This is a genomic window from Streptomyces sp. NPDC060205, assembly GCF_042728395.1.
Lineage (GTDB): Bacteria > Actinomycetota > Actinomycetes > Streptomycetales > Streptomycetaceae > Streptomyces.
Genome location: NZ_JBHWZP010000243.1, coordinates 1 through 14,160, shown reverse-complemented (window position 1 = coordinate 14,160; position 14,160 = coordinate 1). Strand labels below are relative to the sequence as shown.

The 14,160-nt window shown below is 71.8% G+C and carries 11 protein-coding genes and 1 pseudogene; 11 read left to right on the top strand and 1 reads right to left on the bottom strand.

Annotated features, from left to right (window positions below; all coding sequences use genetic code 11):
- Both ACFWGJ_RS32010 and fusA read left to right on the top strand, forming a co-directional pair.
- Positions 1-350: pseudogene (locus tag ACFWGJ_RS32010) on the top strand (DUF429 domain-containing protein); the annotation flags it as partial.
- Positions 351-688: 338 nt separating this feature from the next.
- On the top strand, positions 689-2,818 hold the full coding sequence (fusA, locus tag ACFWGJ_RS32005; protein WP_387331677.1) for an elongation factor G: 2,130 nt from the start codon (positions 689-691) through the stop codon (positions 2,816-2,818).
- 210 nt (positions 2,819-3,028) lie between these two features.
- Here fusA and ACFWGJ_RS32000 read toward each other — a convergent pair whose 3' ends face one another.
- Positions 3,029-4,126 carry a hypothetical protein gene (locus tag ACFWGJ_RS32000; protein ID WP_387331675.1) on the bottom strand — a complete coding sequence of 366 codons (1,098 nt, stop codon included), beginning with the start codon at positions 4,124-4,126 and terminating at the stop codon, positions 3,029-3,031.
- 331 nt (positions 4,127-4,457) lie between these two features.
- Between ACFWGJ_RS32000 and ACFWGJ_RS31995 the strand changes: the two genes are divergently transcribed.
- From ACFWGJ_RS31995 to ACFWGJ_RS31955, 9 genes are all read left to right on the top strand, one after another.
- Positions 4,458-5,186 carry a DUF1684 domain-containing protein gene (locus ACFWGJ_RS31995; RefSeq protein ID WP_387331673.1) on the top strand — a complete coding sequence of 243 codons (729 nt, stop codon included), beginning with the start codon at positions 4,458-4,460 and terminating at the stop codon, positions 5,184-5,186.
- A gap of 82 nt (positions 5,187-5,268) precedes the next feature.
- Positions 5,269-6,798 (top strand): ABC transporter substrate-binding protein, encoded by a 1,530-nt coding sequence (locus ACFWGJ_RS31990; protein WP_387331671.1) that lies wholly within the window; start codon positions 5,269-5,271, stop codon positions 6,796-6,798.
- Positions 6,798-7,763, top strand: a complete 966-nt coding sequence (locus tag ACFWGJ_RS31985) for an ABC transporter permease (RefSeq protein WP_387331669.1) — start codon at positions 6,798-6,800, stop codon at positions 7,761-7,763. Before ACFWGJ_RS31990 ends, ACFWGJ_RS31985 begins: the two co-directional genes overlap by 1 nt.
- A complete protein-coding gene (locus ACFWGJ_RS31980) occupies positions 7,760-8,641 on the top strand; it encodes an ABC transporter permease (protein ID WP_387331667.1) in 882 nt (293 codons plus the stop codon). Before ACFWGJ_RS31985 ends, ACFWGJ_RS31980 begins: the two co-directional genes overlap by 4 nt.
- Positions 8,638-9,450 (top strand): ATP-binding cassette domain-containing protein, encoded by an 813-nt coding sequence (locus ACFWGJ_RS31975; protein ID WP_387331665.1) that lies wholly within the window; start codon positions 8,638-8,640, stop codon positions 9,448-9,450. Before ACFWGJ_RS31980 ends, ACFWGJ_RS31975 begins: the two co-directional genes overlap by 4 nt.
- Entirely contained in the window at positions 9,447-10,247 is an 801-nt protein-coding gene (locus ACFWGJ_RS31970; protein ID WP_387331663.1) for an ABC transporter ATP-binding protein, read from the top strand. Before ACFWGJ_RS31975 ends, ACFWGJ_RS31970 begins: the two co-directional genes overlap by 4 nt.
- A 270-nt stretch (positions 10,248-10,517) precedes the next feature.
- Entirely contained in the window at positions 10,518-12,524 is a 2,007-nt protein-coding gene (locus tag ACFWGJ_RS31965) for a bifunctional polysaccharide deacetylase/glycosyltransferase family 2 protein (RefSeq protein WP_387331679.1), read from the top strand.
- Between the two features lie 45 nt (positions 12,525-12,569).
- Positions 12,570-13,787: an LCP family protein gene (locus ACFWGJ_RS31960; RefSeq protein ID WP_387331661.1), complete on the top strand. Its 1,218-nt coding sequence runs from the start codon at positions 12,570-12,572 to the stop codon at positions 13,785-13,787.
- Between the two features lie 130 nt (positions 13,788-13,917).
- Positions 13,918-14,121, top strand: a complete 204-nt coding sequence (locus ACFWGJ_RS31955; RefSeq protein ID WP_387331659.1) for a cold-shock protein — start codon at positions 13,918-13,920, stop codon at positions 14,119-14,121.
- Positions 14,122-14,160 lie beyond the last annotated feature (39 nt).

Sequence of the window (14,160 nt, the reverse complement as noted above, 5' to 3'; positions counted from 1 at the left end):
GGCGGGCGGTACGCGCGCAGGCGTGCGACCGGCTGATCGGCCGTATGGCGGGCCTCGCCACCGCCGACCCGCCTCTTCTGCTCGCCTCGCATCCGGTCTCCCGCCGGCTGACCGAGGAACCCTCGCCGCAGCGGGCGGCCGACTACAAGCACCGCGAGGACCTCATCGACGCCCTGCTCTGCGCGTGGACGGCCGCGCTGTGGTCCCGGCACGGGGACACCCGCTGCCAGGTGCTCGGAGCCGGCAGCCCCGCGCCGCAGGGGCACGCGCCCACGATCATCGCTCCGGCCCGCGCAGAGCAGCGGCGGGACGGGGTGCCCGGGGCCGCCGTGGGGGCCGGGCGCGAATAACCCGGTGCGCCACGGCAGTTCGGTTTCCTACACTCGCCTCACCACGCGCATCGCGCACCACCGCGACGCGTCCCGTGACCACTGAGAGGAGCCCGGCCATGCGGTACCGCACCGCTGTCGTCGTTCCTCTGTCGCGGTACGAGGTGATCCTCGTGTCTTCGTGGAGCCGGTGCGCGCTGCGCGGCCCGCACCGGACAGCCGTCTCGAACGTCTGAACCTGACCTGCGCACGTCGACCCGCGCACGCCTTTCCGCGGGCAGACCCACAGGTCACCTGACGCTTCGTACGGGAATCGCGCCGACCCCATCCGGATCAGTAGTCCTGGAAGGCCCTGGGCCGTGCGTACCGAACTCCACCCTCTTGACCATCGCTTCCCGCAGCACGACACCCCGCTGGGTGCCGTCCGCAATCTCGGCATCCTCGCCCATGTCGACGCGGGCAAGACCACCGTCACCGAGCGGATCCTGTATGTCACCGGGACCACGCACAAGCGTGGTGAGGTGCATGACGGCACGACCGTCACCGACTTCGACCCGCAGGAGCGCGACCGCGGCATCACCATCTTCGCCGCCGCCGTCAGCTGTGACTGGGACGGGCATCGCATCAACCTGATCGACACTCCGGGGCACGTCGACTTCTCCGACGAGGTCGTACGGTCGCTGCGCGTGCTGGACGGGGCGGTCGCGGTGTTCGACGCCGTCGCGGGGGTCGAACCGCAGAGCGAGTCGGTGTGGCGGCAGGCCGACCGGTTCGGCGTGCCGCGGATCGCCTTCGTCAACAAGCTGGACCGGGCCGGGGCCGACCTCGACTCGGCGGTCGCGTCCATCCGCGAACGGCTCCATCCGGCGCCGCTGGTCGTGCAGTTTCCCATCGGCGCGGAGGACGGGTTCCGCGGAGTCGTCGACCTGGTGCGGACGCGGGCGCTGATCTGGACCGAAAGCGGGGAGGGGACCGGCGGGGTCGAGGAAGGGCCCGTACCCGAAAGCCTGGTGGAGGAGGCGGCTCGGCGGCGGCGACTGCTGGAGGAGGCCGTCGCGGAGCTTCATCCCGGCGCACTGGAGGAGTTCTGCACGCCGGCCGGCCTCTCCGCGCGGACCCTCGCGGGCGCGCTGCGCGACCTGACCCGTACCGGTGACGGCGTGGTCGTGCTGTGCGGCTCGGCCTACCGCAACCGGGGCATCGAGCCGTTGCTGGACGCCGTGGTCGCGTATCTGCCCTCGCCGTCGGACGTGCCCGCCGTACGCGGCTCGGCGGACGGCGCCGAGCAGGTGCGGGCCGCCGATCCGGACGCGCCGTTCGCGGCCCTGGCGTTCAAGGTGAACGCCACCGCCACCGGGCGGCTGACCTACCTGCGGGTGTACTCGGGGACGATCCGGAAGGGAGAAGTGGTGGCCGTGCGGGACGCGGGTGCGACGCGCACCGAACGGATCGGCCGGATCCTGCGGGTCCAGGCGGACCGGCACGCCCCGTTGGACCGGGCCGTGGCCGGGGACATCGTCGCGGTGGTCGGACTGAAGTCCGCCCGCGCGGGATCGACCCTGTGCGCGCCCGGTGCCCCGCTGGTCCTCGAACCGCCGGTTTCCGCCGACCCCGTCGTCTCGGTGGCGGTCGAGGCCCGGACGAGCACGGACACCGACCGACTGGTGGCCGCGCTGGCCCGGCTCGTGGAGGAGGACCCGTCGCTGGTGGTGCGCACCGACGACGAGACCGGGCAGACCGTGCTGTCCGGCATGGGCGAACTGCATCTGGAGGTGGCGGTGGAGAAGATCCGCCGCGCCCAGGGGCTGGACGTCCGGGTCGGCCGGCCGCGGGTGGCTTACCGGGAGACCGTCGTACGCGGGGTCGCCGGCCTCGTCTTCCGGCATGTCAAACAGGACGGCGGGGCGGGCCAGTTCGCCCATGTGGTACTGGACGTGGAGCCGCTGGAGGGCGACACCGAACGTGAAGCCGGAGGCAGCGCGACCGGGTTCGAGTTCCGGTCGGCCGTCGTGGGCGGCCGGGTGCCGCAGGAGTACGTACGGGCCGTCGAGGCCGGTTGCCGGGACGCGCTGGGTGAAGGTCCGCTCGGCGGTCATCCCGTGACCGGGCTGCGGGTCGTCCTGCGGGACGGGGCGACCCACGCGAAGGACTCGTCGGAGATGGCGTTCCGGACGGCCGGACGGCTCGCCCTGCGCGAGGCGTTGCGGGCGAGCGCGATGGCGGTGCTGGAACCGGTGGTCGAGGTCACGGTCACCGCTCCCGCCGAGGCCGTGGGCGGGGTCCTCGGCGACCTGGCGGCACGGCGCGGCCGGGTCACCGGATCGACCGCACGGGCGGGCGCGGCGATCGTCACCGCCACGGTGCCCCTGGCCGAACTGTTCGGCTACGCGACGCGCTTGCGCAGCCGCACGCAGGGCCGGGGGGTTTTCACCACCCGGCCCACGGGGTACGCCCCGGCGCCGGCACCGGGGACAGCCGAGCCCCGGTAGCCCGGACGACGGGTTCCTGACCCGGGAGGCCGCCGGGCTTCTGTCTCGCGGGCGAGGGGGCGACGGGCTCGCTCCGTCGCTCCGGCCGGCGGTGCGGGAGACCGCTGGGCCCCTGCCTCGGGGAGCGACGGGCCGACGGGCCTCGCCCTGTCGCCCCGGCCGGCGGTCCCGCCCCTGCGTGGGGTGGGACCGCCGGTCACTCGGCGGGGCTCAGCGGAGCGCGTCGTACGACTCGGGGTCGGCTGGCTCCGCCATGTCGTCGTCCGACGCGTGCCGCGCGCCGGCTACTTCGGCCGCCCGCCCCGCGGGCCCGGGGCTGAGCCCTTCCGCGGCCGTGCGTAACTCCCGCAGCACCGACTCGTCCGGACCGGTCAGGACCTCCTGGGCGTGGGCGGCCACCGGCGACGACCGGTCGAGCGGCGCCGGACGGTCCCGTACCAGGAGCGCGTTCTCGGCCGGTGTGCACTTCAGGGCCCGCAGGAACCCCAGGAGAGGCGCGGTCTCGGTGCGCGTGCTGTCGGCCGACAGGCGCCCGAGCAGGTGCCGGGCCAGTGCGGTCCGTGCGGGGGCCACCCGGGCGTGTTCGGCCGGGGTGAGCGCGAGTGCCTTCAGCACGGCCGTCCCCTGGGCTCCTCCCGGTGGATCGCCGGCCAGGTCCGCGAAGAGGTTGTCGACCAGCTCGTCACGGTCGGCGTACCCCTCGGCGGTGAGCGTGACGAGGGCTTCCATCAGCCATGCCGGGCGGCCGAGGACGACACGTCCTGGTCTCCGCACGGCCAGGGGGAGGAGTTGCGGGGTGAAGGCGTCCGCGCGCAGCCGCTCCAGGAGGTCGTCACCCGGTACCCCGCCCCGTACGCGCGCGGGCCGCTCCCGGCCGTTCGCGCGGTTGGAGAGCCAGGCCAGGACGAACTTCCGGGAGGCAGGCAGCGGGCAGCCGGTGTCGTGGACGAGGTGTTCGGTGATCGTGTACACCGTGTCCGAGGCCGTCGCGCTCCCGCCGAGCCGTGCGGCCAGCTCGGCGCGCCAGGCGACGGGGTGCAGGTCCAGGACGTCCACCGTCCAGGTGTCCACCCTGAAGTACCGGTAGGTCAGCAGCCAGGCCGCCGCGGCCTCGGGGGTGACCCGGCAGCCCAGCTCGGCGGCGAACAGGGACGCCTTCACCTCCGCGGTGTTCGTACGCCGGGAGATCGCCTCGCGGTGGGCCCTCAGCCCGGCCGCGCACGCCCCGCGCTGCTCCGGCCGCAGGGTGCCCAGTTCCCGGACCACTCCGGCGAGGTCGCCGGCCTCTACGAGTTCGACCAGCTTCATCGTGCCGCCTTCGTTCTTTACGTGTGGGTAAGTAGGCCCAGGGAGTGGTGAGTTGGGCTTTACGGGACACGCTAGGGCCGTGTGTCGACGGGGTGAAGGAAACGTTCAGACGGCAAGGATCGACGCAGGTGTGGTGCGGACGCCCGGGGCGGCGGCTGCGCGCGATGTCCGCCGGATGTGAGACTCGCGGTCTCGCCACCTGAGACGCATGTTTGACATTAGGTGACCTTATGAACGATAAAGGACATGCTTTGACCATCTATTAACGATCCGTGTTCGCCGCACCGGCGATCCGGGGTCGCCGCCGCCCTCCTAGTCGAATGAGTCCGCCGTGTCACAGTCCACCGCCTCCCCGGCCTCCGTCGACCCCGGGGAGGAGTGGAAGGCCTGGCGTGCCGAGCGCCACCGCTCGCTCACCTCGCCGACCGGGAACCTCGCCCTGGTCGAGACCCGCTGGCTGCCCGCCGGTGAGGAGCCCGACGCCGAGGCGGCCCGCGCCGGGCAGCCGGCCGGCGTGACGGTCACCACGCTCCGGCGCACCGACCTCGTCACCGGCGAACCCGAGCACGGCCTGCGCCTGTGGGACGCGCACTCGCCCGCCATCCGTCACTTCGACGGCGTCAGTGCCTTCCCGTACGACCCGGCGTGGGTCCTGGAAGCGGCCTACACCCCCGTGCCCGGCGCCCGGCGCGTCGCCTTCGAGCATCTGAGGGACAACGGCGGCACCCGTGAGCTGGTCGTTCCGGGCGACATCACGCTCACCGTCGACGGCCGGGAGTACACCCTCAGCGCCTTCGACGACGACGGCACCCTGCTCCTCGTCTTCGGCGACCCCACGAACGGGGACACCACCTACGGCGCGGGCCGCTTCCTGTTCGTACGGCGTACCGAGGACGACAACCGGGTGATCCTCGACTTCAACCGGGCCTTCGTGCCGCCCTGCGGGTTCTCCGATCAGTACAACTGTCCGATGCCGCCGCGGCAGAACCGCTTCCACCTGGCCGTCGAGGCCGGGGAGAAGCTTCCCCTCTTCCGCGACGGCTTCCCGGCCGATCACTGATCGCCCCTCCACACTGAATCCCGTAGCACCGGGCAGTTCCCGGCAGCATCCCGCGGCTCCTCGTACCGAAGGCACTGAACCCATGAGCAAGAACCGCACGACCAGAGCGTCCCTCTACGGCACCGCCACCGTGGCCACCCTCGCCCTCGGCCTCACCGCCTGCGGCGGCGGCTCGGGCGGCGGCAGCGCCTCGTCCGGCACCTGGGACAAGAGCGCCACCGTGAACATCGGCTCGCTCTACGAGCCGCAGAACCTCGACAACACCGCGGGCGGCGGCCAGGGCGTCACCGAGGCCCTGAACGGCAACGTCTACGAGGGTCTGTTCAAGCTCACGGACGACGGCAAGGTCGAGAAGCTCCTCGCGCAGAACCACGAGGTCAGCAAGGACGGCCTGACCTACACCTTCACCCTGCGCGACGGCGTGAAGTTCCACAGCGGCAAGGAACTGACCAGCGCGGACGTCAAGTACAGCCTGGAGAAGGTGATCGCGGACGACTCGCAGTCCGCCCGCAAGAGCAACCTCGAAGTCGTCAAGGACATCGCCACCCCCGACGCGAAGACCGTCAAGGTCACCCTGTCGAAGAAGTCGATCTCCTTCGTCTACAACCTCTCCTACGTCTGGATCATCAACTCCGAGGCGAAGAACCTCAAGACGACCGAGGACGGCACCGGCCCCTACAAGCTCGCCAAGTGGACCCGCGGCTCCGCGCTGAGCCTCGACCGCTTCGCCGGCTACTGGGGCGACGCCGCCGCCAACAAGAAGGTCGTCTTCCACTACTACAAGGACGCCTCCGCGCTGAACAACGCGCTGCTGACCAACGCCGTCGACGTGGTCACCAGCGAGCAGTCGCCCGACGCCCTGGAGCAGTTCAAGAGCAACAAGAACTACAAGGTCAACGACGGCGACTCCACCACCAAGCTGCTCCTCGCCTTCAACGACAAGGCGAAGCCCTTCACGGACGTCAAGGTCCGCCAGGCCGTCTCCGCCGCCATCGACGACAAGAAGCTCCTCGAATCCGTGTGGGGCGGCTACGGCAAGCTCATCGGCTCGATGGTGCCGCCGACCGACCCCTGGTACGAGGACCTCACCGACGTCAACGCCTACGACGTCACCAAGGCGAAGAAGCTGCTCTCGGAGGCCGGCTACGCCAAGGGCTTCTCCTTCACCCTCGACACGCCGAACTACGACCCGCACCCCACGGCCGCGACCTTCATCAAGTCGCAGCTGGCCAAGGTCGGCATCACCGTCAAGATCAACACGATCACGCCGGACGAGTGGTACACGAAGGTCTACAAGAACCGCGACTTCACCGCCACGCTCCAGGAGCACGTCAACGACCGCGACCTGGTCTGGTACGGCAACCCCGACTTCTACTGGGGCTACGACGACAAGCAGGTCACCCAGTGGGTCGAGCAGGCCGAGGAGGCCTCCACGACCGAGGAGCAGACCGAACTGCTGAAGAAGGTCAACCGGAAGACGGCCGAGGACGCGGCCAGCGACTGGCTCTACCTCTACCCGCAGATCGTCGTCGCGAGCAGCAAGCTCTCCGGCTACCCGCTCAACGGCCTGAACTCGCAGTTCTACGCCTACGACATCAAGAAGAAGGGCTGATGGGGCGCTATCTCCTGCGCCGCCTCGCGTTCCTCCTGGTGTCGCTGGCCCTGGCGAGCGTGGTGCTCTTCGTCCTGCTGCGCCTGCTCCCCGGCGACCCGGCCAACGCGCTCACCTCGGTGGGCGCCAGCCCGGAGCAGATCGCCGCGGCCCGCCACTCCATCGGCTCCGACCGTCCGCTGCCCGAACAGTTCACCCACTGGCTCGGGCAGCTGACGAGCGGCGACCTCGGCACGTCCTTCGTCAGCTCGCTGCCGGTCGGCCCCGAGGTCACCGCCCGCCTGAACGTCACGGTGCCGCTGACCCTGGCCGCGTTCGTGCTGGCCGTCGTCATCGCCGTACCGGTCGGCTTCGTGGCCGCGTACAAGCGCCACACCTGGTACGGGGCGGTGCTCAGCGGGATCTCCCAGCTGGGCATCGCCGTGCCGGTGTTCTGGCTCGGCATGATCCTCATCGCCGTGTTCGCGCTGAACGCGGGCTGGCTGCCCTCCGGCGGCTTCCCCCAGGACGGCTGGGACGCACCCGCCGAAGCCGTCCGCTCCCTGGTCCTCCCCGTGGTCACCATCGCGCTCGTGATGGGCGCCTCCCTGATCCGGTACGTCCGCTCCGCCACCCTCGACGTCCTCGGCAGCGACTACCTGCGGACCGCCCGGGCCCTCGGCGCGTCCTTCCCGCGGGCCATGTGGCGGCACGGGCTGCGCAACGCCTCCGTCCCCGTGATCTCCATCCTCGGCATCGAACTCGCCTCGACGCTGCTCGGCGCGGTCGTCGTGGAGTCGGTGTACGCGCTGCCCGGCCTCGGCTCGCTGCTCGCCACCGGGATCGCCCAGCACGACTACCCGGTCGTCCAGGGCGTCCTGTTCGTCTCCACCCTCGCCGTGCTCCTGATCGGCTTCGCCGCCGACCTGGTCCAGCGGATCATCGACCCGCGGCTGCGCGGACGGCTCTCCGGAGGTGCCCGATGACCCTGCCGGCCGCTCCGCTCAAGGAGACGGAGCCCGCGGAGTCCACGACGCCGGTCTCGCGCCGCCGCCGTTCCGCCACGCTGCTCGCGGGCTGCTCGCTGACCGCCCTGATCGCGCTGCTCGCCCTCGTCTCGCTCGTCTGGCTGCCCTACGACACCGACGACACCTCCGGCGGCCGGCTCGCGGGCCCCGGCGACGGACACCTGCTCGGCACCGACAAGCTGGGCCGGGACCTGCTCACCCAGCTGATGACCGGCGCCCGTATCGCCGTGCAGGCGGGACTCGGTTCGGTCGCCGTCGCCGCGCTCCTCGGGGTCACCCTCGGGGTGCTCGCCGCGTTCGCGCAAGGATGGCTCGACGACACCCTCGCCGCGTTCCTCGACATCCTCATCGCCTTCCCGACGCTGCTGCTCGCGATGCTCGTCGTGGCCGCCCGCTCGGCCACTCTCGGCTCCGCGGTCCTCGCCATCGGCCTGGCGCAGAGCGCGGTGGTCGCGCGGCTCGTGCGGATCCTCGTCAAGCGGGTCCTGGCGCGGGACTACATCACCGCCGCCCGGACCTCGGGCACCTCCTGGCCGCGTACGGTCGCGGCGCACATCCTGCCGAACATCTGGCCCACCCTCGTGGTCAACCTGGCCCTCCAGTTCGGCCTCGCCGTGCTCGCCGAGGCCGGACTGTCCTACCTCGGCCTCGGTGCCCCGCCGCCCAACGCCTCCTGGGGCCGCATGCTGCAGGAAGCACAGGCCACCTTCACCACCGCACCCGCGGGCGCACTGGCCCCCGGCATCCTGCTGGTCGTGCTCGTCGTCGGCGTCAACCTCGTCGCCGACGGACTGCGCGACACCCTCGACCCGGCCACGAGAAGGAGGCGGACATGACCTCACCCGGCCACCTCCTGGACGTACGCGGCCTGACCGTGCGCACCGACGACGGGCGCACCCTCGTCGACGACCTCTCCTTCACCGTCGGCGGCGGCGAACGGCTCGGTCTGATCGGCGAGTCCGGTTCCGGCAAGTCCCTGACCACGCTCGCCCTGCTGGGGCTTTTGCCCGACGGCATGACCGCCACCGGCAGCGTCGAACTGGCCGGCACCCAGATCGTCGGCGCCCCCGAGAAACGCCTCACCGCCGTACGCGGCCGGGACGCGGCCGTGGTCTTCCAGGAGCCCCTGACCGCCCTCGACCCGCTGATGCGCATGGGCCGCCAGATCGCCGAGCCGCTGGCCCGCAGGACCGGCCTCAAGGGCCGTGACCTGCGCACCGCCGTCACCGAGGCACTCGTACGGGTAAGGCTGCCCGAACCCGACCGCATCGCCCACGCCTTCCCGCACGAGATCTCCGGCGGCCAGCGCCAGCGGGTCGCCCTCGCCATGGCGCTGGCCTGCGAACCGGCTCTGCTCATCGCCGACGAACCCACCACCGCGCTCGACGTCTCCGTCCAGGCCGAGATGCTGGACCTGCTCGACACCCTCGTCCGCGAACGCGAGATGGCCGTGCTCTTCGTCAGCCACGATCTCGCCGTGGTCGCCAAGGTGACCGACCGGGTGCTCGTGCTGAAGGACGGGCGGGCCGTCGAGGAGGGCCCCGTCCTGGACGTCGTCACCGCGCCGAAGGCCGCGTACACCCGGGCGCTGGTCGCCGGCGCCCGGAAACTGGAGTCCGCCCTGGACCTGAGGAGCCCGCGATGACCCCCGAGCCGAAGCCGACGGACGGGGCGCGGACGACACCCGTACTGGAGCTCACGGACGTGGCCGTACGGTACCGGGGCGCCGCCGCCGACGTCGTACAGGGTGTGTCCCTGGCCGTCGAGCCGGGGCAGTCGCTGGCCCTGGTGGGGGAGTCGGGGGCGGGCAAGACGACCCTGCTGCGGCTCCTGCTGGGACTCGCCCGCCCCACCGCCGGTACCGTCCGCTTCGACGGCGAGCCGCTCGCCCCGCGCGACCGGCAGCAGATGCGCCGCTTCCGGCGGGGCGTCCAGTGCGTGTTCCAGGACCCGTACTCCTCCCTCGACCCCAGCCGCCGCGTCGCCGCGATCGTCGCGGAACCGCTGCGCTCGCTGGGGCTCGACTCCCGCACGACCGCAGCGCCGAAGGTGGCCGCCGCGCTGGAGCGGGTCGGGCTGCCCGCGGACGCGGCCTCCCGCTACCCGCACGAGTTCTCCGGCGGTCAGCGTCAGCGGATCGCCATCGCCCGCGCCATCGTGTGCGACCCGCGCGTGCTGCTCGCCGACGAACCCGTCAGCGCGCTCGACGTCACCACCCGGGTCAAGGTCGTCGACCTGCTGGCCGAGCTGAAGGAGGAGCGCCGGCTGACCCTCGTCATGGTCTCCCACGACCTGTCGGTCGTGGCCTCCCTGTGCGAGCGCACGGCGGTACTGGAGAGCGGCCGGCTCGTCGAACAGGGCGACACCGCCCAGGTGTTGGGCGAACCGGCGCACCCGTACACCCGGCGCCTCATCGACAGCGTGCCGCGGCTGCCGGTCTGAAAGGCGCCCTTCCTGTGAGCCTCGGCATCGGGCCCGTGCGCGCGCGAAGCTGTGGCTAGACTCGCGCCCCATGCGTAGCCCCAGTAGCCCCATGTGCGACTCCGGCCCCGCCGCCCCGTGGCAGCAGACCTCGTCCGGCGCACCGGCCACCGACGCCGGGCGGAGCAGAAGGGCGGCCGGGGAGAGGGGCGGCCCTGGGTGAGGGCCCGGCACAAACAGTCCCGCGATCCGCGCGGCCACTGGCTGCTGCTGATACTCGTCCTGCCCGCGATGTTCGCCGCCCTCCTCTTCGAGGGCTGGACCGACCACGAGGTCGACGCCGCGGACACCCGGTCTCCCTGCACCTCGCCCGTACCCGACGCCGTCGCCCGCGGCGGCCCGGTCATCGGCATCAACCGCAACGGCGTCCAGAGCGCCTCGATGCCCGCCCGCACCGTCGCGCTCACCTTCGACGGCGGCCCCGACCCCGTCTGGACCCCGCGCCTGCTCGACCTGCTGAAGAAGCACCGGGCCCGCGCCACCTTCTTCCTCCTGGGAGCCCAGGCCGCCCGTCACCCGGACCTCGTACGGCGGATCCGCGCCGAGGGCCACGAGATCGGCTCCAACACCTACACCGGAGCCGTCCTCGGCGAGACGTCCGCCTTTCGCTTCTCCGCCGAACTCGACCTCACGCAGAGCGTGCTGGCGGGCACCGCCGGCCTGCGCACCAACCTGCTGCGGATGCCGCGGACCACCTCGCCCGACACCCTGTGCGGCCGCGAATGGGCGGCGGCCCGGCGCGCCACCGCCCAGGGCTATGTGCTGGTCGCCGCCGACAAGGCGTCCCGCAGGCCCGCACAGGGCATGGTCCGCCAGTTCAGCCAGACGGCGACCGCCTACCGGGAGACCGGGAAACTGCTCCGCGACCCCGGCGTCGACCGCTTCACCACCGTCTCGGCCGGGGCCCGACTGACCCCGTACCAGAAGGTGTCGGAGGTCGAACGATGGACCGGCGCGGCCCTGATCCGGACCGCCTGGCTGGGGCGCGCCTTCTCGCAGGCGATGACCTGGACGCTCGGCATCGCCGGGGCCCTCGGCGTGCTGCGGCTGATCCTGCTCGTCCACTTCGCCCGCGCCCATGTGCGCCGGCTCGAACGCTCCCGGCCCGGCGCGCCCTGGCTGCGGGAGGTGACGGAACCGGTCACCGTGCTCGTCCCCGCCTACAACGAGGAGGCCGGCATCGAGGCCACCTTGCGTTCCCTGCTCGCCTCCGACTACCCCCGGCTGCAGATCGTCGTGATCGACGACGGCTCCACGGACCGTACGGCCGCACTCGCCGAGGGCGTCGGTGACCCCCGGGTGTCGGTCATCCGCAAGACCAACGGGGGCAAGGCCGCCGCCCTCAACACCGGCCTGCGGTACGCCAGTCACGACATCCTCGTGATGGTGGACGCCGACACCGTCTTCGAACCGGACGCCGTCCACCACCTCGTCCAGCCGCTCGCGCACCCGGCCGTCGGCGCGGTCAGCGGCAACACCAAGGTCGGCAACCGGCGGGGCCTGCTCGCCAAGTGGCAGCACCTGGAGTACTGCTTCGGCTTCAACCTCGACCGCCGCATGTTCGAGGTGCTGGAGTGCATGACCACCGTGCCCGGCGCCATCGGGGCCTTCCGCCGGGACGCGCTGGCCGGGGTCGGCGGGGTCAGCGACGACACCCTCGCCGAGGACACCGACCTCACGATGGCCCTGTGGCGGGCCGGCTGGCGCGTCCTGTACGAGGAGTCCGCCGTCGCCTGGACCGAAGTGCCCACCTCGCTGAGGCAGTTGTGGCGCCAGCGCTACCGCTGGTGCTTCGGCACGATCCAGGCCATGTGGAAGCACCGCGGCGCCGTCCTGGAGACCGGCGTGGCCGGGCGCTTCGGCCGGCGCGGACTCACCTACCTCGCGGTCTTCCAGGTCGCCCTCCCGCTCCTCGCCCCGGTCATCGACGTGTTCGCCCTGTACGGCGTGCTGTTCCTCGACCCGTTCGGCTCGGCCGCGGTGTGGTTCGCCTTCATGGGCGTCCAACTGCTGTGCGCCGGTTACGCGCTGCGGCTCGACGGGGAGCGGGTACGGACGCTGTGGTGGATGCCGTTCCAACTCGTCGTCTACCGGCAGCTGATGTATCTCGTCGTCATCCAGTCCGTGGTCGCCGTGCTGCTCGGAAGCCGGCTCAAGTGGCAGATCATGAAGCGTTCCGGCACCGCCGCTGAACAGATCGGCGACCCCGCCCCGTATAAGAGCGTGCCCATGAGATGACCCCGCGACGGGGTGGCCCCAGGTGTCGAAGGACTGGACAGGCGGATGAACGACCGGACCGACCACGGGACCGGCCACGGTTCGTGGTCGGGGCGCGGGAGCGGCGCCCCGCCCTCGACCCGTACGGCACCCCTGCCCGGCATGCCCTCACCGGCCACCCCGGGCCGTACGCACGAGGGCCGTACGTACGAAGGCCGTGGGGGTGTCGACCGTGCGGACGACGGGAGCCGGCCCCGCCGCAGCGCGGCGGGCGGCAGATCCCCGAGGCCGCGCCCCACCCGGCGCCGCAGGACCGTGCGGCTGGCCGTTCTGCTGCTCGCCGCGCTGGTCGCCTCCTCCGCCGGCACCTATGTGTGGGCCGACACCGAACTGGACCAGGAGGTCGACCTCGGCGCGCTCCCGGACCGCGCGCCGGCCGGCAAGGGCACCAACTACCTGATCGTGGGCTCCGACAGCAGGGCGGGCCTGTCCGAACAGGCCAGGAAGGACCTGCGCACCGGATCGGCCGAGGGCCGCCGCACCGACTCGATGATCCTTCTGCACACCGGCGCCCACGGCACCACCATGCTGAGCCTGCCGCGCGACTCGTGGGTGACCGTCCCGTCGTACGTCCGCCCGGAGACCGGCCGCAGCTATCGCGCCGAGCCGAACAAGCTGAACGCCGCGTTCTCCCTCGGCGGCGCCGACCTGCTCGTACGGGCCGTGGAGAGCAACACCGGGCTGCGCGTCGACCACTACGCGGAGATCGGCTTCGCGGGCTTCGTCGGGGTGGTGGACGCGGTCGGCGGGGTGGACATGTGCCTGGACCGGGACGTCAAGGACCCCAACTCGGGCGCGGACCTGAAGAAGGGCTGCCAGACCCTCGACGGCGCCGAGGCGCTGGCGTTCGTCCGGCAGCGCAAGCAGGAGGCGCAGGGCGACCTGGGCCGTACCCGCAACCAGCAGAAGTTCCTGACCGCCCTCGCGCAGAAGGCGGTCACCCCCGGCACTCTCCTCAACCCCGCCCGGTCCTTCCCGACCCTCGACGCGGGCCTGGACACGCTGGTCGTCGACAAGGACACGGGGCTGCGCGACCTCATGACACTCTTCCGCGCGATGCGGGGCGTGACGGCGGGCGGCGGCCGACAGCTCAACGTGCCCGTCTCCGACCCCGCGCTCGCCACCTCCAAGGGCAGCGCCGTGCAGTGGGACGACCGCCGCGCCCGCACCCTCTTCACCGAACTGAGGGACGACCGCCCGGTGACGCTCCCGCAGGAGAAGTGATCCGCCCCTCGGGAACAAAACCGGCACACCGGACGTTGTGCACTGTGGTTGTAGTTGAAGTCTGCGAAATCTTTTCGACGGTTTTCTTCGACAGCTGGCCACCAGCATCCCGACTCGAAGGAGACATCACATGCCTCTTGGAACAGTGAAGTGGTTCAACGCGGAGAAGGGCTTCGGCTTCATCGCCCCCGACGAGGGCGGCGACGACATCTTCGTGCACCACTCGGCCATCGACTCCCAGGGGTTCCGCTCCCTGGAGGAGAACCAGAAGGTGGAGTTCTCGGCCAGCCAGGGCCCCAAGGGCATGCAGGCGGAGCACGTCCGCGCGCTCTGAGGAACCAGGCCCCGCCCCGGAGCGGACCCCGTACGGGGT